The sequence below is a fragment of the Pseudomonas sp. W4I3 genome, assembly GCF_030816195.1.
Taxonomy (GTDB): domain Bacteria; phylum Pseudomonadota; class Gammaproteobacteria; order Pseudomonadales; family Pseudomonadaceae; genus Aquipseudomonas.
Map to the genome: position 1 here is coordinate 4,506,002 of NZ_JAUSXS010000001.1, position 23,894 is coordinate 4,529,895.

The 23,894-nt window shown below is 57.7% G+C and carries 19 protein-coding genes and 1 tRNA gene; 10 read left to right on the plus strand and 10 right to left on the minus strand.

Going from position 1 to position 23,894, the window contains the following annotated elements:
- Positions 1 to 1,036 precede the first annotated feature (1,036 nt).
- The 5 genes from QF045_RS20400 to QF045_RS20420 are packed head-to-tail and all read left to right on the plus strand — an operon-like array spanning position 1,037 to position 6,354.
- The gene (locus tag QF045_RS20400) at positions 1,037 to 1,726 is read left to right on the plus strand and encodes a class I SAM-dependent methyltransferase (protein WP_306493754.1); all 690 of its coding nucleotides are present in this window, start codon (positions 1,037 to 1,039) and stop codon (positions 1,724 to 1,726) included.
- A 12-nt stretch (positions 1,727 to 1,738) separates the two neighbouring features.
- Positions 1,739 to 2,668 carry a 2-oxoglutarate and iron-dependent oxygenase domain-containing protein gene (locus QF045_RS20405; protein WP_306493755.1) on the plus strand — a complete coding sequence of 310 codons (930 nt, stop codon included), beginning with the start codon at positions 1,739 to 1,741 and terminating at the stop codon, positions 2,666 to 2,668.
- Between the two features lie 21 nt (positions 2,669 to 2,689).
- Positions 2,690 to 4,057 carry an NAD(P)-dependent oxidoreductase gene (locus tag QF045_RS20410; protein WP_306493756.1) on the plus strand — a complete coding sequence of 456 codons (1,368 nt, stop codon included), beginning with the start codon at positions 2,690 to 2,692 and terminating at the stop codon, positions 4,055 to 4,057.
- Positions 4,054 to 5,157 carry a mandelate racemase/muconate lactonizing enzyme family protein gene (locus QF045_RS20415; RefSeq protein WP_306493757.1) on the plus strand — a complete coding sequence of 368 codons (1,104 nt, stop codon included), beginning with the start codon at positions 4,054 to 4,056 and terminating at the stop codon, positions 5,155 to 5,157. Before QF045_RS20410 ends, QF045_RS20415 begins: the two co-directional genes overlap by 4 nt.
- Before the next feature lie 36 nt (positions 5,158 to 5,193).
- Complete coding sequence (locus tag QF045_RS20420) at positions 5,194 to 6,354, plus strand: aromatic ring-hydroxylating dioxygenase subunit alpha (protein WP_306493758.1); 1,161 nt, start codon at positions 5,194 to 5,196, stop codon at positions 6,352 to 6,354.
- Here QF045_RS20420 and QF045_RS20425 read toward each other — a convergent pair.
- Positions 6,337 to 7,242, minus strand: a complete 906-nt coding sequence (locus QF045_RS20425; RefSeq protein WP_306493759.1) for a LysR substrate-binding domain-containing protein — start codon at positions 7,240 to 7,242, stop codon at positions 6,337 to 6,339. The genes QF045_RS20420 and QF045_RS20425 overlap by 18 nt on opposite strands.
- A 91-nt stretch (positions 7,243 to 7,333) precedes the next feature.
- On the opposite strand from QF045_RS20425, the gene QF045_RS20430 reads away from it, so the two are divergent.
- The 5 genes from QF045_RS20430 (at position 7,334) to QF045_RS20450 (ending at position 15,537) form a co-directional block, all read left to right on the plus strand.
- The gene (locus QF045_RS20430; protein WP_306493761.1) at positions 7,334 to 8,269 is read left to right on the plus strand and encodes a DMT family transporter; all 936 of its coding nucleotides are present in this window, start codon (positions 7,334 to 7,336) and stop codon (positions 8,267 to 8,269) included.
- Between the two features lie 37 nt (positions 8,270 to 8,306).
- Positions 8,307 to 12,383, plus strand: a complete 4,077-nt coding sequence (locus QF045_RS20435; RefSeq protein ID WP_306493762.1) for an SDR family oxidoreductase — start codon at positions 8,307 to 8,309, stop codon at positions 12,381 to 12,383.
- The gene (locus tag QF045_RS20440; RefSeq protein ID WP_306493763.1) at positions 12,380 to 13,387 is read left to right on the plus strand and encodes an NAD(P)-dependent alcohol dehydrogenase; all 1,008 of its coding nucleotides are present in this window, start codon (positions 12,380 to 12,382) and stop codon (positions 13,385 to 13,387) included. Before QF045_RS20435 ends, QF045_RS20440 begins: the two co-directional genes overlap by 4 nt.
- A 98-nt stretch (positions 13,388 to 13,485) precedes the next feature.
- The gene (cysC, locus tag QF045_RS20445) at positions 13,486 to 14,049 is read left to right on the plus strand and encodes an adenylyl-sulfate kinase (RefSeq protein ID WP_306494928.1); all 564 of its coding nucleotides are present in this window, start codon (positions 13,486 to 13,488) and stop codon (positions 14,047 to 14,049) included.
- Between the two features lie 27 nt (positions 14,050 to 14,076).
- Positions 14,077 to 15,537 carry an FAD/NAD(P)-binding protein gene (locus QF045_RS20450; RefSeq protein WP_306493764.1) on the plus strand — a complete coding sequence of 487 codons (1,461 nt, stop codon included), beginning with the start codon at positions 14,077 to 14,079 and terminating at the stop codon, positions 15,535 to 15,537.
- 711 nt (positions 15,538 to 16,248) lie between these two features.
- Here QF045_RS20450 and QF045_RS20455 read toward each other — a convergent pair.
- From QF045_RS20455 to thrS, 9 genes are all read right to left on the minus strand, one after another.
- Positions 16,249 to 16,325 (minus strand) — tRNA-Pro (locus QF045_RS20455).
- A gap of 91 nt (positions 16,326 to 16,416) precedes the next feature.
- Positions 16,417 to 16,773 carry a MerR family transcriptional regulator gene (locus tag QF045_RS20460; protein WP_003174972.1) on the minus strand — a complete coding sequence of 119 codons (357 nt, stop codon included), beginning with the start codon at positions 16,771 to 16,773 and terminating at the stop codon, positions 16,417 to 16,419.
- Positions 16,754 to 17,056 carry an integration host factor subunit alpha gene (ihfA, locus tag QF045_RS20465; RefSeq protein ID WP_002553164.1) on the minus strand — a complete coding sequence of 101 codons (303 nt, stop codon included), beginning with the start codon at positions 17,054 to 17,056 and terminating at the stop codon, positions 16,754 to 16,756. Before ihfA ends, QF045_RS20460 begins: the two co-directional genes overlap by 20 nt.
- Positions 17,057 to 17,059: 3 nt before the next feature.
- Complete coding sequence (gene pheT / locus QF045_RS20470; RefSeq protein ID WP_306493765.1) at positions 17,060 to 19,438, minus strand: phenylalanine--tRNA ligase subunit beta; 2,379 nt, start codon at positions 19,436 to 19,438, stop codon at positions 17,060 to 17,062.
- 26 nt (positions 19,439 to 19,464) lie between these two features.
- Positions 19,465 to 20,538: a phenylalanine--tRNA ligase subunit alpha gene (gene pheS / locus QF045_RS20475; RefSeq protein WP_306494929.1), complete on the minus strand. Its 1,074-nt coding sequence runs from the start codon at positions 20,536 to 20,538 to the stop codon at positions 19,465 to 19,467.
- 53 nt (positions 20,539 to 20,591) lie between these two features.
- Positions 20,592 to 20,948: a 50S ribosomal protein L20 gene (gene rplT / locus QF045_RS20480; protein WP_005789679.1), complete on the minus strand. Its 357-nt coding sequence runs from the start codon at positions 20,946 to 20,948 to the stop codon at positions 20,592 to 20,594.
- A gap of 30 nt (positions 20,949 to 20,978) precedes the next feature.
- Positions 20,979 to 21,173: a 50S ribosomal protein L35 gene (gene rpmI / locus QF045_RS20485; protein ID WP_002553160.1), complete on the minus strand. Its 195-nt coding sequence runs from the start codon at positions 21,171 to 21,173 to the stop codon at positions 20,979 to 20,981.
- A gap of 60 nt (positions 21,174 to 21,233) precedes the next feature.
- Positions 21,234 to 21,785 (minus strand): translation initiation factor IF-3, encoded by a 552-nt coding sequence (gene infC, locus QF045_RS20490; RefSeq protein WP_015884933.1) that lies wholly within the window; start codon positions 21,783 to 21,785, stop codon positions 21,234 to 21,236.
- Entirely contained in the window at positions 21,785 to 23,707 is a 1,923-nt protein-coding gene (thrS, locus tag QF045_RS20495; protein ID WP_124387351.1) for a threonine--tRNA ligase, read from the minus strand. The genes infC and thrS overlap by 1 nt, the downstream gene beginning before the upstream one ends.
- Positions 23,708 to 23,894: the final 187 nt, after the last annotated feature.

Sequence of the window (23,894 nt, forward strand, 5' to 3'; positions counted from 1 at the left end):
TCAATTCATGTGCGTTAACCGCATACCCGAGGCTGCGTACTACGTCGTCACAGCCTGAACGCGCATTCCACCTCTGGACGCCAAGCGCTTTGCAGGGTTGATCAACAGTGGTCGAGCGCTACTTGAAGAATATCTCTCATCCTTCAAACACATACGTAGGCGTCTAAATTAGGGGTTTCCGGGAGCCAGGGAAATGCGATCAGATGGAATTTCAGACATGCCGCGATGGCACGAATGGGCTTGGTCACCGGTCCTGCCCGCCGCAGACGGTGTAAGCTATTTGGTACTAACGCTGATCTAACCTGCCTAGGGATGCGAGATCAGCCTATGGAAAGTGCGTCGCTCACTGCGACGAGCCACTTTGCAAGTGCTTAAAAGCCTTCGAGGATCGAGGCGCCATTCTTGCGAGTAGACGAAAGCCGCCTAGAGCACGGCGACTGGGGGCAAAAGTGGGGGCAAACAAAAGCTCTATTGACCTGAAATAGCCGCCCTAGAGCCTAGGCAAAATGTTCTTTGGCGACCCTGAGAGTCTTTGAGCGTCGTCAGGAAGCTTGTTCATCCTGATCACTTCTGTTTTTCGTAGACCATAGAAGTCCATCCACTTCCGGTGAATTGTTACCTTCGGGCCAGGGTTGAGGGCATGCTTGGGATGGCTTGACACGGATGCCCTCAGCCTCACGTTCAGTATTGCCCTCTCGAAATCACCCCCATTGATCTTCGCAAACACCGCTGAGTGAAGGTAGGCCGATGAGATTCGCTCCTCCGCCGATGGGCTTGAGCAACCGAGTGCTCCGGCGCGATAGCGACACATCAACCAACTGAACTTTGAAGTAGAAATACTCCGATAGCCCTTGGCTTGCGCCCCCCACGGGCAGACGGAATGTATAACACCTGGTTACCAATGTAGGAAAAAGACGAAGGATAAGTCGTCTATTTGGTCTTTACAGTGCGCCAACTGGCGAATAAGAATGAACACTCACTCACGCCACCACCCTGATTCATTCAACCTGAAAAATAATTTTCCGGAGAATACAGTATGGCCAGCGAAAATAACGCCACGAGAACTTCCGACGCCTATTGTGCGACATCGGTCAATCGCGCCCTGAACTTCAATCGCGACTACTTTCGCCTCAGGGATTACTATGAGACATGGTCTACTGATTACGACAACGATGTGTCAGAAGAGAACTATTGTGGCCCACTCGTGATCAGCGACCTGCTGACATCGCTGCTTGGCAACGCAGACACAAACAACAAACAACCTCGTAGCGCTTTGCGCATCATGGATGCCTGTTGCGGGACCGGATTGGTGGGGAAAGAACTGACCCAGCGAGGTTTTAGCAGCATAGAAGGATGCGACCTATCACCGGCGATGACAGAGTTGGCGCGTCAGACTCAAGCGTATGGGGCGCTCTACGGCGGCGTGGATCTGACCGAACACAACACGTTGATTGCGGACAACAGGTATGACGTAACCTTGTGTTGCGGTGCGTTCATCGAAGGTCACCTGCCCATAGAAGCCATTCACGAACTTATTCGCATGACCTCCCCCGGCGGACTTTTATTGTTTAGCACGCGCTGCACGTTTTATGCAGCAGAAAACTTTTCGGACCTGTTGGACAGTTTAGTCGCGGCAAGAAAACTATCCTCTCTACCGTCACTTATGAATGCTCCTTATTTAGATGAGGTACATGCTCACTACCTGGCATTTAGAGTTGCCCGATAAGGAGACTGTAGCATGGAAGCCTTAAATCGCATTTCACTTGAAATGCTTGAGTCTATTGATACGCCGCGCGAAGTACGCCGTCTACGTGAAACCTGTATTAAGGACGGTTTCTTTTATTTAACCGATCACGGTATAAATCCGTCGCTTATCGAACAGGCATTTATTGCGGCGCGACAATTCTTCGAACTGCCGCTGGAGATCAAGAATCAGTTTTCCCAAGACCACCAACAGGTCAGCCCCAAAACTTGTCGGGGTTATGTACATACCTTTGGCGAAACATTGCACGCGCCTACGGGCCCCGATTGTAAACAGCACTTCGACATGGGAAGGGAAGCCGCCCTGTGTGAAAAACCCTTCACCGGTCCGAACCTGCTCCCCGACGAGCAAATAGCTCCCGGTTTTGCCAAGGCAATGTTGGCCATGCAGGATCAAGTCATGCACCGCGTGGTGCCTGGATTATTACACGGGCTGGCGCTTGCACTGGGATTGAACAAGCTATTTTTCGAGCCCTTCTTTTCTGATCCGGTGCTGATCCAGCGCGCCCTGTACTACCCACCCCAGCGCAGTGGCGCGGGCAAACACACGGACAACGGCATATTCACCTTGCTTTTCCAAGAGGCCGGTGATGCCTGCGCGCTACGCGCTTTTTCCCAAGGACGTTGGATCGACGTACCGCCTCGGGGACACGAAGTGGTGATCAACTTGGGGGACATGCTGATGAAGTGGAGTAACGGCCTGTTTACCAGTACACCGCACCAAGTCATTCACCGTGCGGACAGCGCCCGTGTATCGCTGCCGTTTTTTGTGTACCCGAACGTGGACGCCAGGTTCAACCCTCTGGGCAGCGACCAGGTCTTGTCGTGCCAGCAAGTCATGCTTGAAAACTTCAACTCAATCTGGGTAACCGGCCAGGGTGCCGGCAGGGCCCGCGAACTCGCTTGATTACCCTCAAGAGGAATCGATATGCAAGCTGCCAAGCCGAAAGTCGGCTTCATCGGTACCGGCAATATGGGCCGTCCATTGATAGAGCGCCTGCTGAACGCGGGGTACGAGGTCCAGGTGCATGATATCGACCCCGCACGTGCGGGCCCGGTGATCGAGTTGGGCGCCATGTGGAAAGACACGCCTGCGCTGTGCGCTCACACATGCCAGATCGTGGTGACCTGCCTGCCGCTACCGCACCATGTACTGGAAAACATGACCGGCGAGCACGGAGCCCTGGCAGGCATGGCGCAAGGTACGGTGTGGATCGACACATCCACCACCGATTACCACAACACCCGTCATATCGCTGAATTAGCCTGGCAAAAAAATATATTCAGCCTGGAAGCGCCCGTCAGCAACCTGTCACATATGGGCGTGGATTTCGCCAATGTGTGCTTCTACATCGGCGGGGATGAGCGCGGCTACCGATTGAGCCAGAGCACGCTCGACACCATGGGCCGCAAGTCTTTCTACGTTGGAGAGATCGGCGCCGGCCAATCGGTCAAGTTGCTCACCAACCTGCTGTTCTACACCGCTACCGTGGTATGGGCCGAATTACTGGTCATGGCCAAGGCCCACGATATTCCGCTGCACTGGCTCTGGGACTACGTGAAAGTTTCGCGGGGAAACTGCTTTGTCAGCAACCAGCTGACCCCGTTCATATTCGACGCTAGCTACGATCATTCCTGTACGTTGGAGATCACCGTCAAGGACACGAGTCTCACTGAGGCACTGGCCGATGAACTGGGGGTGGCAATGCCGCTGGGACGCATCGTCGCCCAGCGCTATCGCCAGGCGGGAACGCTGTTCGACAGCCAGGATAATCATGTAAAAGTTGTGGCCTTGAGTGAGCGGGAAAACGATCTATCCCTCACCCTCCCCGATTTTCATGCACCTTCGCCCTATGGCGCCAACCGCGACTATTGCCACAGCGGCGAAGTGATTGAGGACCTCATGGGCCGTATCACACCAGCCCTCACACCGATGTTTCATTCAGGCCTGGTATTCACCGACAACAGCAAGATCAAGCTGGCCTCGCACCTAGTGGAGTTCTTGGCCTGCATCAATAAGGTCATCCTCGACGAGGCCTGGCAAATCGGCCGCGCAATAGGCCTTGCGGACGCGCTGATCGAGCAGGTGGTGAACTGGAGTTGCGGCCCCAGTTGGGTTGCCGAACACCTGGATAGCTATGAACCGTGCCTGGACAGTATCGCAGCGGTTGGCGAGCTCCAGCAGGCGTTGAGACTACCCGTCATCGAGCAAATTTTTCACCAGTTGATTTTGGGCGTTCCCTCCCATGCCCGCGCAGTCGGGCAGGCGCTGCGGCAGGGAGCGGTCGCGCCATGAAAATTACCTCTATCAAGGTCTATCAACTGGATATACCGCTCAAGAATAAATACAGCCTCAGCGGCGGTCGACTGCACTATGACTCACTCGACTCCACCATCGTCTTGGTCACCACGGACAGCGGCCTGGTGGGCGTCGGCGAGAGTTGCCCTTGGGGCGCCACTTACTTGCCGGCCTATGCCAAAGGCGTGCGGGCCGGCATTGAGGAATTGGCGCCGCATCTACTGGGTGAAAATCCACTGCACCTGGATCAGATCAATGCACGCATGGACGTGATGCTACCGGGTCACCCCTACGTGAAAACTGCAATCGACCTGGCATGCTGGGACATCCTCGGCAAACACTGCCAGTTGCCGGTATATGCATTGCTTGGTGGACGGTTCCAGGCGTCGATCGCCTTGCAAAGCAGCATCCCCACCGATGATACAGAGCAGATGGCAACCCACTTGGCCCTCGCTCGCAGCGAAGGCTATCGCACCCACTCCTGCAAGGTCGGCATCGGGGTGGAGGAGGATGTGGCTCAGATCCAGCGCCTGCTCGATCAGCGCCTGCCCGGGGAGGTCATCACTTTCGATGTTAATCGTGCCTGGACGGTTTCGGAGGCCGTCGCCGTAATGAACAGCGTGGAAGACCCCACAGTGTGCTTCGAACAGCCCTGCGAATCCTTGGAGCAATGCCGAGCGGTGCGAGAACTGACAAGGAACCCGATCATTCTGGATGAGTCCATTGTGACCCTTGGCGACCTGATACAAGGCCAGCGCCAGAACATCGCCCAACTGATCGGGTTAAAGATTGGCCGCGTTGGAGGCCTGACCAGAGCCCGACAGCTTCGGGACTTCTGCATCTACCACGGCATCCGGATGAATATTGAAGACGTTGGCGGCACCCAGGTCAGTGACAGCGCCGTGATGCATCTAGCGGCCTCGACCCCTGACCGCCTGCATCGTGCCAGCTGGAATTGCTGCCGACACCATGAGATGCGCGTGGCCGAGGTGGATTTTGAAATCAGCCAAGGCCGTGCCTACCTGCGTGACCGCCCAGGCCTGGGGCTGACGCTTGACTCCCGGCAGTTCGAGCACCCCGTCGCCCAGTACGGATAAATTTCACTGTCCTTCCAACTGATCCATGGAGGTTCCATGACCAGCGCCCCTTCTCCGTCGCTCCTGGCTCGCGGGTTCGACATCGACCCTTTTGCGTCTTTTACCTTGCCCAACGAACATTACATCGACAACCAGTTGTTCGACCGGGAAATGGAAGCGGTGTTTGCACGTACCTGGCAATACGTCTGCCACGTCTCCGCGCTGCCCAACGCGGGTGACTATCGAGTGCGAGACCTCGGTCGACGAAGTGCCCTGGTGGTCCGGGACAAGGACGGCACGCTGCAGGCCTTTCATAATGTTTGCCAGCATCGCGCGCATCGATTGGTCGAGGGCAGCGGCCATGTGCCTGGGTTATTGACCTGCCCGTATCACGCCTGGGCCTACAACACCCGTGGACAGTTGATCAGCGCGCGTAAATCCGAGCACCTCAAGGACTTCAGCACGGATCAGGTTCAACTCAAGCCGGTACGCCTGGAGGTGTTCTGCGGTTTCATTTTCATCAACTTCGACTGGAATGCGCAGCCCATGCAGGCCCTGCTACCCGGCCTCGAGTCATCGATCCGAACCTTTTCGTCAGCTCCGGAAAAGCTTTTCCACGCCTACTCCAAGGAATACGGCGTACAGTCCAACTGGAAGGTCTCCGTGGAAAATTACTCGGAGTGTTACCACTGCCCGATGTGCCATCCCACTCTCTCGACAGCAACCCTTGACCTGAAAAGTTATCACCTGGCGATCCACGAGCATTATCACGCCCATATCAGCAGCGACAGCGGCGCCAACCAGGGCTATACGATGAAGCAAGGCTCGGCCCGATCGCGCGAATTCGGCGCCTGGTACCTGTGGCCGAACTTTTGCCTAGAGGTCTATCCAGGAGGGTACATGAATGTGTTGCATCATTTGCCGGTCAGCGTGGACAAGACCTTGCAGGTGGTTGAATGGTTTTGCACGGCAGCAACGCCCTCCCACGAAGAGCAAGAGGTCATCGATTTCGTCGCCGTGATCCGTGAAGAAGACATCCCCCTGTGCGCCAGTGTGCAGCGCGGCCTGAACAGCGACGGCTACCAGCAAGGTCGCTTTATCGTTGACCCGGCACTTGGGGCCAACAGCGAGCATGCCGTGCACGATATTCAGAAAAAAACTCTCGCCGCGCTGGGACTGCTGCACACGGACCACCAGTCGTCAGTCTGCGAACGATGAACTCAACCATTCCAGCACCTGGCGAGCCGACAGGTTCAGGGTTTCATCACGCCATCTGTACACGCTCAGGGCTTCAGGGAGGTGTATGGATTCGGAAAAAGGTCTTACCAGATCACCACTGGCGAGCATCTTTTCACTGGTTCGACGCCACCCAAGGGCAAAACCCAGGCCTTCGACACACGCCTGCATCATGACCGGATAACTGTCATAGAACTTGCCCTTGAGTTCGCCGGGCCTGATATGAAACTCCCCCAGCCAGTCGCTCCAGGTGCTCCAGTACTGAGGCGTAGCGACGTGATGCAGCAAAGGCAGATCCACCAAGGTTCGCAAGGTCAGAGGGTGATCGCCCAACGAGGCCAGGTAGCCGGGACTACACACCGGAAACACGTCATCACTCAAGGTCAACAGCCGGGTGTGATCACCGGATGGGCGACCCGAGGTTTGGATGGCTATATCGAATTTTTCTGCGGTTTCGGTAATAGGTTGGATGGATGCATTAAGGCGAACTTCCAGGTCAGGGTACTTCCTGTGCAAATGCGTGATATTTGGCATCAACCAGTAAAAGGCTTCGCACAATTGAACCTCTAGGACGATTTCACTGTTATCTCGCCCTGACTTCAAGTCTTCGGCGCGTGAAGCAATGCCCAAGAACGCCGTGCGCACCGCGTCGCGAAACTCTGCGCCCGCCTCGGTTAGAAATACGGCGCGATTTCTACGCGTAAATAACGCGACGCCAAGGAATTCTTCCAGGGATCGTATCTGTTTACTGATTGCAGCCTGGGTGAGATGCAACTCATCCGAGGCTTTGGAAAAACTTTCCAGACGCGCCGCGGCTTCAAAGGGAACCAGGCTGGAAAGTGGGGGCAGTGAGCGTTTGAAGTTATCCATAATTTTCATTCCTCCTGCGTAACCATAAGTCACTTTAAATGCAATACGAGCTCAACCAGAATCCTCCAGGTCGATCACATCAGGATCCATCATGTCTGCAACCACAACCGTTACCGCCGCTGAAAACCGACAAAGCATACTCATCGTCGTAGGTTCGGTGTTCCTGTTGTCAGTGTCAGATGCTCTTATCAAGGCTACCAGCGCCGATACATCGATGTGGCAGCTCTACGTGATTCGTTCGGTACTGGCCATTGGTATGCTCGTCGTCTTGCTGATGTACCGCCGCGGCACAACTCAGCAAAGGCCGCTTTCCCCTTTGTGGATAGGCGCAAGAAGCCTGCTGCTTGCCCTGATGTGGATTGCCTTTTACAGCGCGCTGCCCTTCATCAGCCTGACCATAGCCGCATTGGCAATCTATACGACACCTTTGTTTATCGCTTTGTTCTCGGCAGTCACGCTGGACGAGCATGTCACACCGCGCAAATGGGTGGCCATTCTGGTGGGGTTCGCCGGGGTGCTGGTCACGCTCGCGCCCAGTCAGGCTGACTTCAACCTATGGACACTGCTGCCCGTGCTCGCTGCGATTTTCTATGCCCTCGCAGCGGTCGTGACCAAGGGCAAGTGCGCCAATGAGGTGCCCATGCACCTGGCCCTGGCGCTGAACATCGTCCTGTTGTTGATGGGGGTGGTCGGCAGCATTGTCGTTGCACAGACTGGCCCTCATCTGCCGGCCAACGAGGGCCTGCGATTTTTGGTAGGCGACTGGTCGCCCATGGCGATCAGCGACTGGGGCGTGATGGCGGTGCTGGCGATTCTGATGGTACTGGTCAGTACCGGCATCGCCCGCGCCTATCAAATCGGCGAGACCTCGATCATCGGCGCATTCGATTACACCTACCTGATCTTCGCGATTGCCTGGGGGGCGTTGCTGTTCAATGAAGTGCTCAATGGCCGGTCCGCGGTCGGTTTGGCCCTTATCCTGATTTCAGGCTTCATCCTGCTGAAAAAGCCCAACGCTACGCGCTGAACGCTTCACATGCACAGGCCTTAACAAGGAGCTGTTTATGCTGACGTCATTTGATTCCTTGCCCAATGTGATTCTGTGGGCGGTTTCCCGCAGCCGCTCTACCGCTTTCGAGCGGGCCGTGATGCAACATCCGGACGTCAGGGTGCTGCACGAAAGACTCTCCGAACCCTTTCTGGCCAAGCACTTTCCCGAAAAACATGCCCTGATTGAGCACACCCGCCGGACCAATAACGGACCGCCCGGCATTACCGGTTACGCCGAGGCGATGGCGTTGCTCGGCGCACGTCCAGCACCACCGCACCGCTTGCAATTCTCCAAGGAGATCGCTTACTTCGTCGACTTCGACTCGATCGATAGCACGTGGCTGGCGCAATTCAGGCATGTGTTCCTGGTCCGCCAGCCGCGGGATGTGATGCGTTCGCTGTATCGCGTCAGCCAGAGCGGTGGCACCACGTATTTCGATGCGGATGAATCCGGCTTCGATGAGCTGGCTCGTATCCATGAGCGGGTGCTCGAACAGTGTGATGCCAATCAGGTGCTGTACCTGGACAGTGATGAGGACCTGATGGGTGATACGCGAGGCACGCTGGCGCGCTTTTGTGATTTCGCCGGTGTCGACTTTTCGCCTCGCCTGTTGAGCTGGGCACCGGAAAAGGTCGAACAGTGGCAATTTTTCCAAGGCTGGCATGACGATGCCGAGCGCTCGTGCGGTTTCGCCCAAGTCGTGCACCCGGAAATCACGGTTCCGGATGCCGTCGAATCCACGGCACGGGACAAGCAACCCCTCTACACGTTTTTCCATCTGGCAGCTGCCTGGCAGCGCGTGCCCCCCACGAAGGATCACCTTGCCTGCCTTTATGAACCGGCGCAGGCACATCTGCGCGTTTTGTTGCTGGCATCGACGAGGCAGCAGCTCCTGCGTGCGTTGCAATGGGCAGCGCAATTGCCTGGCGACTATGCCGTTTGGCTATGGAGCAGCCCCACAGCCTGCCATTTCGACGCAATCATCCGCGAGATCGAGCAGCTGCAGGACCTGCCTCTGATGACGCTGACGACCTCTGAAGACCCGGTGTCGCTTGAGTTCGTACGCCGTCTGAGTCATCGCCAGCTGTGCCTGATCTGCCCCGACAGCCCGTACGCACGCCACACCGGGGTCAAGCTGATCATTGTCGATCGAGATAACCCGGCGATGAATGAAGTCAGCCCACAGATTTCTCAGTACCAGCGGGCGGCAGCTCAACACAGTCGCGAGCAGCAGATCACGACCCAGCGTCTCAACGCCCCGGCCGATGCAACAACGCCCTCCTGGCACACGCATCTGCGTCAGTTGCTGCGCGATGCCCCAGACAGCACGGTCGCCGCCAGCCCCCAACGAAGCCTGAGCGCCCGCGATCTGAATGACCAGGCCTGCAAACTGGCTGAGCGACTTTTGCACAGTTGCCCCCACGGCGGCTGGGTGGCTATCCGCCTGGACAAAGACCTGCGCACGCTAGTGACCATGACCGCCTGCAGCCTGCTGCGCTGGCCCTACCTGGACATCCCGCAATGGTACGGCCCCGACGCCACCGCGAACGTCCTGGCGAAACTCGATCCAGTGGTCGTGGTGGGCGATACACTGACTCTCCAGTCCCTGGCAGGCCGTTATCGCACGCTGCTGCTGGACCGCCTGCCGGAGCGCTGCGACGCTGCGCCAGAGGTTCGACCGCAGCCCTTCGGTGATGTGGCCTATGGCTTGCTGACCTCTGGTACGACGGGTATGGCAAAGGTCGTCACAATTGGCGAACACGCTCGCCTCGATTCACTCGCCTTCTGGCGTCAGCATTTGCGTCCCGGTGATCGCATCGGCCTCAATGCGTGGATGACCGGCTATGTCTACTACCCCATCTTCAGCGGCGCGGTGGCCTGCCTGATTCCGGACGCCATGGTGCTGGATCCCCACGCTCTCACAGGTTTTATTCAAAGCAGTCGTCTCTCTCAATTGATGATCACCCCCAGTCTTGTGGCCGGCCTGCTGCAAAACGAACAGGCATTCCAGCAGGCGTTTGCCAGTGTGCATACCCTGTGGCTGAGCGGCGAGCCGCTACCCGACGCGATTCGCGAACAGATCACGCGTTGCCTGCCCCACTGCAAGGTGCTCGATCTGTATGGCTCGAACGAAGCCGGGGACGTGGCCCTGGTCGGCCCGCAAGGCCGCTTGCACTTCACCCCTGGCACCGAAGCCTTCGTGCTGGACTCGACACTTGAATGCGTTCGCCTGGGCAGCCCTGGCGAACTCTACGTGCACACCCAGGGACTCACGCCGGGTTATCTGAAGGACGATACGGCCGACCAGGCGGCCTTCGTATCCAATCCGCTGCGCCCAACCCACCCGGACCTGGCCCGGCGGCTGCTGCGCACCGGTGATAGGGTGCAACTCACCGAAAGCGGAAATATCCACCTGCTGGGCCGCAGCAGCACGCATTTGAAATTGCGCGGGTTCAAGGTATTCAGCACCGATGTGGAACGCATCCTGATTGCTCATCCCGAAGTACGTACGGCCTTGGTCACCACGCGCGGCGACGGGCTTGACCTGCAACTGGTGGCCTTTATCGCCCCAGCGGATGCCGAACACCCGCCCCATGCCAGCACGCTGCGGCAATGGGCGAGTCAACACTTGCCGGCCTTCAGCGTTCCGGTGGCCTACTTCCTGACCCCATCGATCCCGGCCGGTGCCAGTCAGAAGCGCCTGAGTTCGCACATACTGCTGCAACTGCCACTGGTCCCTCTGCCAGATGACGAACCGCCGCTCACGCCCCTGCAATCCCGGGTCGCTGCCTTATGGGGCGACTGCCTGAACCTTCAGGGTGTGACCCTGGGCCCCGACAGTGACTTCCTCGACATGGGTGGCAGCCTGTTGCTGTTGGAATTGATAAACCTGATCAACCGGACTTTCCGTTTCGATCTCTCCGTTGCCGACATTACCCGCGACGCTACCCTGGCGGGCATTACGCAGCTGATCGCGCTTGAGCTTCAAGGCGAGCGCGTCAAGGAGCCCCCCTTCTCTGTCGAAGCCGAAACCGAGCTTTACCTGGGCAGGCTGCAAGCGCCTGTTAGGCATGTGCCTCCACGCGAGGCACGGCGCACGATACTGGTTACAGGAGCCACGGGGTACCTGGGACGGATGATCGTGCGCCACCTGCAACAGGCCGTGGGCGTGGAACGCATTCTGTGTCTGGTGCGGGCCGAAAACCCGGCTCACGCACAGCAGCGGGTTGCGGATCTTGGGTCAGTGGAGGCTGTCGTTGCGGACTTGGGCCAACCCCGGCTAGGCCTGTCACCCGAGGATTACCGTCGATTGTCTTCGGAGGTCGACTGCATCATTCATTGTGGTGCCGAGGTAAACTGGCTCAAGCGTTATGAACGCCTGGCCGAGACTAACGTGGGCGGCGTTCTGGAAGTGCTGCATCTGGCTGCCCTTGGCGGTGCCCGCGTTGTCATCGCCTCAACCTTGCCCGAGACGGTTCCGACCACAGGCTACAACCGAGCCAAGCTGGTGGCTGAAAGCGTGGCGATAAGGTTCCGTGAACAGACCGGCATAGATCTGCACATCCTGAGATGCGGGGACATCAGCGCTCCCCTTGAGGCCAATGCCTGCGACCGCATCAACCCCGACGACTATGTCGGATTGATGATTCGTAGCTGTGTTGCTCTCAAGGCCTGGCCGGCGCAAAGCGACTGGTCGCTGAATCTCACGCCGGTGGATCATGTCGCACGGATCTTCGTGCGCTGTGCCCTCGGCGGATTGATGACGCAATCGACGTCAATCCATCACCTTTACAACCCAGAAAACACCCGCTGGGAACAGATCTGCAGTTGGATCCAGACACTCTTGGGGACGGACCGGTTCACGGCACTCCCCCTTGCTCAATGGCGCGTCAGACTCGAAGCCCAGGCACCTGGCAACGCCGTGCTACAGCGCACGTTGCTGATCCTTCCAATGATCATCGAAGACTTCAAACACTTCAGCCACCCGGCCCCGTTGCAAGTCGCGCAGCTGGAATGCCCGGTGATCGATGCCGAATGGACGCAGCAGTACCTCACCGCACTCAACCTGGACACAGGAGAGACCCCATGACACAGACTACCACCGGATGGGCGGCCCATAGCCCAGGCTCGCCATTGGAGCCCTTTACGTACCCCCGCCTGGACCCGGGTCCCAATGAAGTCGAGATCCGGGTCACCCATTGCGGCGCCTGCACGAGCGACCTGCATTTGATCGAAGGAAACTGGGGCGAAGCCTCTCAATACCCGCAAGTGTGTGGTCATGAGGTGGTCGGAAAAGTAGTCCGCAGCGGGTCCTCGGTAACGGGGCTCGCCGCGGGGCAACGGGTCGGTGTCGGCTGGTACAAGGGGGCATGCCTCGCATGCGAGTGGTGCCTGAAGGGTGAAGAGCAGCATTGTCCAAAGGTGGTGCCTACGTGCAGCGATGGGCAGCGAGGCGGCTTCGCGGACTTTTTGACCTGTGACGCAAAGTTCGTATTCGCCATTCCCGATGCCCTACCCTCAGCCATGGCGGCGCCATTGTTTTGCGCGGGACAGACGGTGTTTACCGCACTGCTGCGTGGCACTCGCCCGGACATGCGGGTCGGCGTGCTGGGGATCGGCGGGCTGGGTCACCTGGCCATCCAGTTCGCCGCCAAATTCGGGTGCACTGTGACCGCGCTGTCGAGCTCTGAAGACAAGAAATCCCAAGCCATGGAATTGGGTGCCAGCCACTTCTGCATCCTGGACCCGGATACGTTGAAAACCCAGGAAAACACGCTGGATTTCCTGTTGGTGACGGCCTCCAACGATCAGGACTGGGCGAGCGCCATCGCCTTGCTGCGACCGCGCGGCACCCTGTGCTTTGCAGGCATGCCCAACCCGGTCACCTTGGATATCGCAGCCATGACCTACAAAACCCTGACCGTTTCCACCGCCAACGTTGGCGGGCGTCACGACATGCTGCAAATGTTGGCGTTTGCCAGCGAGCACCACGTCTGGCCACTGGTCGAGACATTTCCGGCGACAGGAATCAATCAGGCCCTGGATGCACTGCGCAACAATCAGGTGCGTTATCGCGCCGTCGTTGAGTTCTGACCCACACAAACTCCACGGAGATACCTCATGCCTTCTTCGCTGGCACTACCGCCAACCCTCCCAGTGCATGCGGACCTGGTCCCGCACACCCCTTCGAGATCGGGCGTCAGGAACATTCCGATCTGAAGGGCCACCGTTCACTCCTGTTGTGGTTCACCGGCATGTCCGGCGCGGGCAAGTCCTGCATAGCCAACCGGGTCCAGGCCAACCTGCACAAGCATCAATTGCACACGTGCCTGTTGGACGGTGACCGGCTTCGTCAGGGCCTGACCGCCGACCTGGGCTTTGTCGATGACGATCGCAAGGAAAACATCAGGCGTACCGCCGAGGTGGGCAAACTGATGGTGGATGCGGGCGTGATCACCTTGGTGTGCCTGATCTCACCGTTCGAACAAGAGCGTCGCATGGCCAGAGCTCTCTTCGCCCCCGACGATTTCATCGAGATATTCATTGATGCGCCGCTGGCAGTCCTGGAGCGACGCGACCCCAAAGGGCTGTACGCCAAGGCGCGTAAGGGCCTGATCAAGAATTTCACCGGTATCGACTCCCCCTATGAACGGCCTCCCTCCCCCGACATCTTGATCGATAGCGCAACGATCTCTGTCGAGCAGGCCGCGCACACCATCGAAGCATTCCTGCACAACCGCCGGTGCTGGAACTAACCGTTACACTCATATGGGGCAACCATTATGAAGACGCTCGTTATCGTCGGTGCCGGCTTCAGCGGCGTGGCCACTGCGGCACAGATCCTGCGCGGCGCAGACACCAAACTGCGCATAATACTGGTCAATCGTATGCGGGCCATGGCACGAGGGCTGGCCTACGGCACCAGCAGCCCCCTTCACCTATTGAACGCCAGCGTGGGGAAAATGAGTGCGCTGGATGATGATCCAGAAGATTTTTTGAGGTTCTGCAGAAGCCGACACCTCAACGTCGAGTCTACTTCGTACGTCAGTCGCAACCTTTATGGCGACTACTTGAACGATGTGCTCGACAGCGCTGAACGCTTAAACCCTGGCGCGCAGTTGTCACGGATTGTCGCGGAGGTCATACAGGTGCAGCCCTGCGGTGACGGCGCCCGGCTCAAGCTGTCGGATGGATTTACCCTCGAGGCGGATCATGTGATCCTCGCCTTTGGCAACTTCCCTCCCGCCGACTGCTGCAATTTGAACAAGGCCCTACGTCCGCAGACCTACGCGCATGATCCCTGGAGTCCTCCCCTATGCCTGGCGTCCGATCCAGACGCCGCAGTGCTGTTGATCGGCTCCGGCTTGACAGCGGTCGACATGGCGCTGCTACTGCTTCAAAAAGGCCATCGCGGCCCAATCCATTTACTCTCTCGGCGCGGGCTCTTGCCCCTTGGACACTCAACGGAGGCCATTGCCCCCCTTTGCGCCCCTGTGCACCTGGGGCGCGGCTCACCTCGACAGCTGATGGCGACACTGCGCAAGCGGGTCAAGGAGCACCAGCGCCGCGGAGGCGATTGGCGAGCCGTGATCGACAGCTTGCGTCCGTGGGTACAAAAACTCTGGTGCGCAATGGATACCACGCAGCAGCGACAATTTCTACGGCATGTCCAACCTTGGTGGGACGTCCATCGTCATCGTTTGGCGCCTACCACTTTCGACCACTTTCGAAACCATCTGGAAAGTGGACAACTGACCATTCATGCCGGCAGGTTGACCAATGTGGCGCTGCTGGGCGAAGGGTTGATTGTGGGTTTTAAACGGCGCAGCGACCAGGCAACTGTATCGCTCAGGGTCAGCAGCATCATCAATTGCACCGGGCCCAACCTTGACATCCAGCGAGTCGATACCCCCCTAGTCAACAACTTGCTGGAGCAAGAGCTTCTTAGCGCCGACCCTTGTGGCTTCGGGATACTTGTGGACGACCAATTGCGCGTGTTGGATCAGCAGCATCAGCCGATCCCTTGGCTTAGCTACGTGGGGCCCATGCTCAAGGCGCAGTATTGGGAAGCCACCGCCGTCCCTGAGCTTCGGCGCTTTTCGTTCAAGTTAGCCACCCGCATGGCCACCCTGCTGACAGATTTACCGGTTAGCAGTGGGCAAAACTCCAGGTTGCGCGTGACGGCTCAAGGTGAGCAAGGTGTTGCCACTGACCTAAAAAGCACTCCGGATGCTGCAGGGTGAACGGAGCGCTGCCGGCACTGCCGTAGAGGCGGTCCGGCTTCCGTCCATCCCCGCGCGAAAGTACATTGGAGACCACACCGTGATACCTCGATATCGTTAGAGCGTCATTCGTGAACGCTCATGTACGGCACGCGAATGGGGCAAATCTGGGCGCATATTTGAAATTATTCTGCCCGAAAGTGTTGATCTAGGGCCAAGTCAAAATGTTTTTCGAAGAGAACGACCTTGACTGTATTTACAGGCTTCGGGTTCACCACGCTATGTGGCGCGGCTCAGCGTCAACCGCAACCACCCAAGCACGGCATCGATAGCTCTAACAATCAGGTTACTGCGCTGATCGGCCATATGGCTCCATCACCAGGAAGTTCATAACACCCATCGACACGAACCTCCGCCGCTGGAATCATGTGATATTCCGAAGTCTGAGCGAATGCCCGGATCACTCATCAGCAACAGAGAGCTCCGCGTAACCTACAGCCATCGCCCAAAGCTTGCCTCGCGGACTGTCCAGATCGGCAACTCATTACGAACGTCTTCGCTTCTTCAGGTTCTTGCACCCGTAGGGGCTGTCCGGGGGGACACAAGACTCGAACGCCTCTCAGATGCATAGCTACCGAGATCCAAGATATCCGTGGGAGTAAATGTGGGAGTATTTTTTTCAGATATGAAAAAGCCCAACCGGCGAAGATTGGGCTAAGTCATTGAAAGATATGGTCGGGACGGAGTGATTCGAACACTCGACCCCTAGCACCCCATGCTAGTGCGCTACCGGACTGCGCTACGCCCCGACTAGGCGTGTTACTGGGTTTGCTTCTTAACGAAGCGAACCGGAATATACCGCAAGCTTTTGAAATGTGGAAGTATTTTTAAAAGCCTGAATCACTTCTTCAATACCACCAGCACATCTTCGAGTTCGGAGATCATCTGGCGGATCAGTTGCTTGTATTGGGTGGTGTCGTCTTTGGCTTCATCACCGGACATGCGCTGGCGCGCGCCGCTGATGGTGAACCCCTGGTCGTACAGCAACGCGCGGATCTGTCGGATCATCAGCACGTCCTGGCGCTGATAATACCGACGGTTCCCAGTACGTTTGACGGGGTTGAGTTGAGGAAACTCCTGCTCCCAGTAGCGCAGCACGTGCGGTTTTACCGCACACAGCTCGCTGACTTCACCGATGGTGAAGTAGCGTTTGCCCGGGATGACGGGTAGTTCGTCGTTATGACTTGGTTCCAGCATAAGCCTCAACTCGGGCCTTCAACTTCTGCCCTGGACGAAAGGTGACCACACGGCGAGCCGTGATCGGGATTTCTTCTCCCGTTTTTGGATTGCGGCCAGGCCGCTGGCGTTTGTCCCGCAGGTCAAAATTGCCGAAACCGGACAATTTGACCTGTTCGTTGTCTTCCAAAGCGTGCCGGATCTCTTCAAAAAACAGCTCGACCAATTCCTTGGCCTCGCGCTTGTTCAGACCCAGCTCTTCGTACAGACGTTCCGCCATCTCAGCTTTCGTCAAAGCCCCCATACGTCACTTCCTTAACGTGGCGTTCAACCTTTGTTCGAGCGAGGTGAGGATATTTTGTGTCGTGGTATTCACCTCATCGTCATTAAGAGTGCGCGATGGATGCTGCCAGGTCAAGCCAACCGCAAGGCTTTTTCTATGCGGATCAATACCTTTACCCTGATAGACGTCAAATAGCCTGAGGTCTGTCAGCCATTCCCCTGCATTTTCACGGATTACATCCAGAACGGCAGTGGCGGCGACTTCACGATCGGCGATCAGGGCCAGGTCACGACGCACTTCAGGGAAGCGCGACAACTCGCTGAATTTAGGCATCTTGCCCGACGCAACTTCAGCCAGGAGCAGCTCGAAAACGAAGACTGGACGGTCCAGACCGAGGGTTTTCGACAGTTCCGGGTGAATGGCGCCGACAAAGCCGACCAAACGACCTTCGCGCTCGATACGGGCAGTCTGGCCCGGATGCAGCGCAGGGTGTTTACCGGGCAGGAACGTGAAGGCATCCAGCGCACCGGCGAAGCCCAGCACCGCTTCCACGTCAGCCTTGACGTCAAAGAAGTCCACGGCATCACGGCCTTGTGCCCAGCCTTCCGGCAGCCGGCTACCGCAGACCACACCCGCCAGCATGGGCTCTTGCTTCAAGCCATCGAGTTGGCCCATAAAGCGCAGGCCGCTTTCGAACATGCGCACGCGGTCTTGCTGGCGGTTCAGGTTGTGAGACAGCGCCTTGACCAAGCCTGGCCACAGCGACGAACGCATGGCCGCCATGTCGTTGGAAATAGGGTTGGCCAGCAACAGCGGCTCAACGCCTGGGTTGAACAGCTCGAATTGCTTTGGATCGATGAAGCTGTAAGTCACGGCTTCCTGATAGCCACGAGCAACCAGCAGGCGACGCAATTCAGGCAGGTGCGCACGCGCTTCGGCCTTGGGCTGCGGTGCCAGACGCGCTTGCGGGTAGCGAACCGGCAGGCGGTTGTAACCGTACAAGCGCGCCAGTTCTTCGATCAGGTCGACTTCCAGGCTGATATCGAAGCGATGGCTTGGTACTTCAACGAGCCACTGCCCTTCCCCACCGGCGGAGATGGCCAGGCCGAGGGCCGACAGCAGTTGCTCGATCTCGGCAGGCTCGATCACCAGGCCGAGCATTTGCTCAACGCTTTTGGCACGCAGCGTGATCGGCGCAATGGACGGCAGGAACTGTTCGTTTACAGTTTCGGTGATCGGGCCGGCTTCGCCACCGGTGATTTCCAGCAGCAGGCCAGTGGCGCGCTCCATGGCTTCACGGGCGAGCTTCCAGTCTACGCCACGCTCATAACGGTGCGATGCATCGGTGTGCAGGCCGTAGGAACGGGCCTTGCCGGCGATGGCGATCTGGTCGAAGAATGCGCTTTCAAGGAACACGTCGCGAGTGGTCGCGGACACACCGCTGTGCTCGCCGCCCATCACGCCGGCGATGGCCAGGGCGCGGGCATGGTCGGCGATAACCAGGGTGTCTGCACGCAGGCTGACTTCCTGGCCGTCGAGCAGTACCAGCTTCTCGCCTTCTTCTGCCATACGCACGCGGATGCCGCCATTGATTTCGGCAAGGTCGAACGCATGCAGCGGCTGGCCCAGTTCCAACATCACATAGTTGGTGATATCGACAGCCGCATCGATGCTGCGCACGTCGGCGCGGCGCAGGCGCTCAACCATCCACAACGGGGTGGGTTTGGACAGATCGACGTTACGGATGACGCGACCCAGGTAACGCGGGCAGGCGTTTGGTGCCAGTACTTCAACCGAGCGCACTTCATCGTGCACGGCCGGCACGCTGGCAACCACTGGACGGGTGACAGGAACGTTGTACAGCGCGCCCACTTCACGGGCGAGACCGGCCAGAGACAGGCAGTCGCCACGGTTCGGGGTCAGGTCGACCTCGATGCTGGCGTCTTCCAGCTCCAGGTAAACACGAATGTCCTGGCCTACTGGCGCGTCGGCCGGCAGTTCCATCAAGCCGTCGTTGCCCTCGCCGACCTGCAACTCCGCCTGGGAGCACAGCATGCCGTTGGACTCGACGCCGCGCAGCTTGGCCTTCTTGATCTTGAAGTCGCCCGGCAGTTCGGCACCAATCATGGCGAACGGAATCTTCAGGCCCGGGCGCACATTGGGCGCTCCGCACACGACCTGAAACGTTTCCACGCCATTGCTGACCTGGCATACACGCAACTTGTCGGCATCCGGGTGCTGCTCGGTGCTCAGCACCTCGCCCACCACCACGCCACTGAATACACCGGCGGCCGGGGTGACGCTATCGACCTCAAGACCGGCCATCGACAGACGAGCAACCAGCTCGTCGCGATCTACCTGCGGGCTTACCCAGCCACGCAGCCATTGTTCACTGAATTTCATCCTGCTCTCCTAAAGATTCGTTACGACTAGCGAAATTGCGCGAGGAACCGCAAGTCGTTGTCGAAGAACAGACGCAAGTCGTTCACGCCGTAACGCAGCATGGCCAGACGCTCAACGCCCATGCCGAAGGCAAAGCCCGAAAACTCTTCCGGGTCGATCCCGGACATGCGCAGCACGTTGGGGTGAACCATGCCGCAGCCCATCACTTCCAGCCAGCCGGTCTGCTTGCACACGCGGCAGCCTTTACCGCTGCACATCACGCATTCCATATCGACTTCAGCGGACGGTTCGGTGAATGGGAAGAAGGATGGACGGAAACGCACCGCCAGCTCTTTTTCGAAGAACACCCGCAGGAACTCTTCGATGGTGCCTTTGAGGTCGGCGAAATTGATGTCGCGATCAACCAGCAGGCCTTCGACCTGGTGGAACATCGGCGAGTGGGTGATATCGGAGTCGCTACGGTACACACGGCCTGGACAGACGATGCGGATCGGCGGCTTGTTCGCTTCCATGGTGCGGACCTGTACCGGCGAGGTATGGGTGCGCAGCAACATGTTCGCGTTGAAATAAAAGGTGTCGTGCATCGACCGGGCCGGGTGATGGCCTGGGATGTTGAGCGCCTCGAAGTTGTGATAGTCGTCTTCGACCTCAGGGCCCTCGGCAATGCCGTAGCCAATGTGGGTGAAGAACTGTTCGATACGTTCCAGAGTCCGAGTGATCGGATGCAGACCGCCCGAGGCCTGGCCACGGCCAGGCAAGGTCACATCAATGGACTCGGCGGCGAGCTTGGCCGCAAGATCGGCCTCCTCGAGCGACGCCTTGCGCGCATTGAGAACCTCGGTGACGCGCTCCTTGGCAACGTTGATCAGCGCACCGACCTGCGGACGCTCCTCTGCCGGCAAATTCCCCAGGGTCTTCATCACCTGAGTCAATTCGCCCTTTTTGCCAAGGTAGTGAACCCGGATTTGCTCCAGGGCATTGATATCTTCAGCGCTTTGCACAGCCTCAAGAGCTTGAGCGACGAGCGCGTCCAGGTTTTTCCATGTACAGACTCCAGATACAAAATAGGGGAAGAGCTTGAAGGCTCTTCCCCTATTTATGACGTTTACCACCTTGGGCTACAGGAGTAACCCAGGGTGACTGTCGGGGGTACTTAAGCCAAGGAGGCTTTAGCTTTCTCGACAATCGCAGCAAACACCGCTTTTTCGTTCACGGCCAGTTCAGCCAGAACCTTACGGTCGATTTCGATGGACGCTTTTTTCAGGCCAGCGATGAAACGGCTGTAGGACAGACCGTTAACACGTGCACCAGCATTGATACGAGCGATCCACAGAGCGCGGAACTGACGTTTTTTCTGACGACGGTCACGGTAGGCGTATTGGCCTGCCTTGATTACCGCTTGCTTGGCAACACGGAATACGCGTGAACGCGCGCCGTAGTAGCCTTTAGCAAGTTTCAGAATTTTTTTGTGACGCTTACGGGCAATGACGCCACGCTTTACACGAGCCATGAGTTACTTCCTCTATTCTTGATCCAAAAATTAACGAAGGCGCAGCATGCGCTCGACTTTTGCCACGTCAGACGGATGCAGCAAGCTGCTACCGCGCAGTTGACGCTTACGCTTGGTCGACATTTTGGTCAGGATGTGGCTCTTGAAAGCGTGCTTGTGCTTGATACCGTTAGCAGTTTTCAGAAACCGCTTAGCAGCACCACTTTTAGTCTTCATCTTTGGCATGTTCGGATACTCCGCATTCAGTTGATAAACATAATCAGAAGGCCTGCCGTGCCCTGTTGATTACTTCTTCTTTTTCGGGGCGATGACCATGATCAGTTGGCGTCCTTCCATCTTAGGATGCTGTTCGACCGAACCGTACTCGAGCAGGTCAGCTTCAACCCGCTTGAGGAGTTCCATCCCCAGCTCCTGGTGGGCCATCTCACGGCCGCGGAATCGCAAGGATACCTTGGCCCTGTCCCCATCACTCAGGAAACGTACCAGGTTGCGCAGTTTTACCTGGTAATCCCCTTCCTCCGTCCCTGGACGAAACTTGATTTCTTTTACTTGAATCTGCTTCTGGTTCTTCTTCGCTGCGGCAACCTGTTTCTTCTTCTCGAAGATCGATTTGCCGTAGTCCATCACCCGGCAAACGGGTGGGATTGCATCGGCGGAAATTTCCACCAGGTCCAGCTTGGACTCTTCTGCAATACGAAGCGCTTCATCAATCGAGACGATGCCAATCTGCTCGCCATCAGCGCCAATTAACCGAACCTCGCGTGCCGAGATATTCTCGTTGATCGGGGCTTTCGGTGCAGCTCGTTTATCTTGTCTCATTTCACGCTTAATAATAATTACTCCGAATCTGGGCGACCACGCCGGGAAACCGCTTGCGCGAGGAACTCAGCGAACTGGGCGACGGGCATCGAGCCCAGGTCAGCACCTTCACGAGTACGCACAGCGACAGTCTGCATCTCGACTTCCCGATCTCCAATAACCAAAAGATAGGGAACCTTGAGCAAAGTATGCTCACGGATTTTAAAGCCGATCTTTTCATTTCTCAAGTCGGACTTGGCACGAAATCCGCTTTCGTTGAGTGTTTTTTCAACCTCAGCGGCAAAATCTGCCTGTTTATCAGTGATATTCATGATCACTGCCTGGGTCGGAGCAAGCCACGCCGGGAATGCACCCTCGTAGTGCTCGATCAGGATTCCGACGAACCGTTCGAACGAGCCGAGGATCGCCCGGTGCAGCATAACCGGGTGTTTACGGCTGTTGTCTTCGGAGACGTATTCGGCTCCCAGACGGATCGGCAGGTTAAAATCGAGCTGCAGGGTACCACACTGCCAGACGCGGCCAAGGCAATCTTTCAGCGAGAACTCGATCTTGGGACCGTAAAATGCCCCCTCTCCCGGCTGCAGATCGTACGCAAGGCCCGCGCTGTCGAGCGCTGCGGCCAGTGCAGCTTCGGCGCGATCCCAGAGCTCGTCGGAGCCGACGCGCTTTTCCGGACGAGTGGACAGCTTCATTTCGACTTCGGTAAAACCGAAATCGCGGTAAACGTCCATGGTCAACTTGATGAACGCGGCGGATTCAGCCTGCATCTGTTCTTCAGTACAGAAGATATGCGCGTCGTCCTGGGTAAAGCCGCGTACACGCATGATGCCGTGCAGCGCACCCGATGGCTCGTTGCGGTGGCAGGCACCGAACTCGGCCAGGCGCATTGGCAACTCGCGGTAGCTTTTCAGGCCCTGGTTGAACACCTGCACGTGGCACGGGCAGTTCATCGGCTTGATGGCGTAGTCGCGGTTTTCCGACTGGGTGGTGAACATATTGTCGGCGTAGTTGGCCCAGTGCCCGGACTTCTCCCACAGGCTGCGATCAACAACCTGCGGGGTCTTGATCTCCAGGTAACCGTTTTCACGCTGAACCTTGCGCATGTACTGCTCGAGCACCTGGTACAGGGTCCAGCCGTTCGGGTGCCAGAACACCATGCCCGGCGCTTCTTCCTGGAGGTGGAACAGGTTCAGACGCTTGCCGATCTTGCGATGGTCGCGTTTTTCGGCTTCTTCAATACGCTGGATATAGGCGGCCAGCTGTTTCTTGTCAGCCCAGGCAGTGCCGTAGATCCGTTGCAGTTGCTCGTTCTTCGCATCACCGCGCCAGTAGGCGCCGGACAGCTTGGTCAGCTTGAAGGACTTGAGGAAACGCGTGTTCGGCACGTGCGGGCCACGGCACATGTCGACATATTCTTCGTGGTAGTACAGGCCCATGGCCTGCTCGTCCGGCATGTCTTCCACCAGACGTAGCTTGTAGTCTTCGCCACGGGCGGTGAACACATCGATCACTTCGGCACGCGGCGTGACTTTCTTGATGACGTCGTAATCTTTTTCGATCAGCGCGTGCATGCGCTGCTCGATCGCCGCCAGATCGTCTGGCGTGAAAGGACGCTCATAGGCGATATCGTAATAGAAGCCTTCGTCGATGACCGGGCCAATCACCATTTTTGCGGTGGGGTACAGCTGCTTGACCGCATGGCCAATCAGGTGCGCACAAGAGTGGCGAATGATCTCCAGCCCCTCTTGATCCTTGGGCGTGATGATCTGCAGGGTGGCATCGGAGGTGATCAGGTCACTGGCATCGACCAGCTTGCCGTCGACCTTGCCGGCCACGGTGGCCTTGGCCAGGCCTGCACCAATGGATGCGGCGACCTCGGCTACGGAAACCGGATGATCGAACGAACGTTGACTGCCGTCGGGTAGAGTAATAGTTGGCATGGCGCCTCCTCTCCTAGTGGTGACCCCTACCAAAGGTCACGTGGGTTGGGATGAGCCAGTACAAGATCCAACACCAGGCCGCTCAATGCTGAACGCCTGCCTTACAGCGGCAGGAGCCTTTCGGCCAACCGATAATCGAACCAGAGTGACTGGATTGAACAAAAAAGAACCTGGCAAGGCGGCAAAT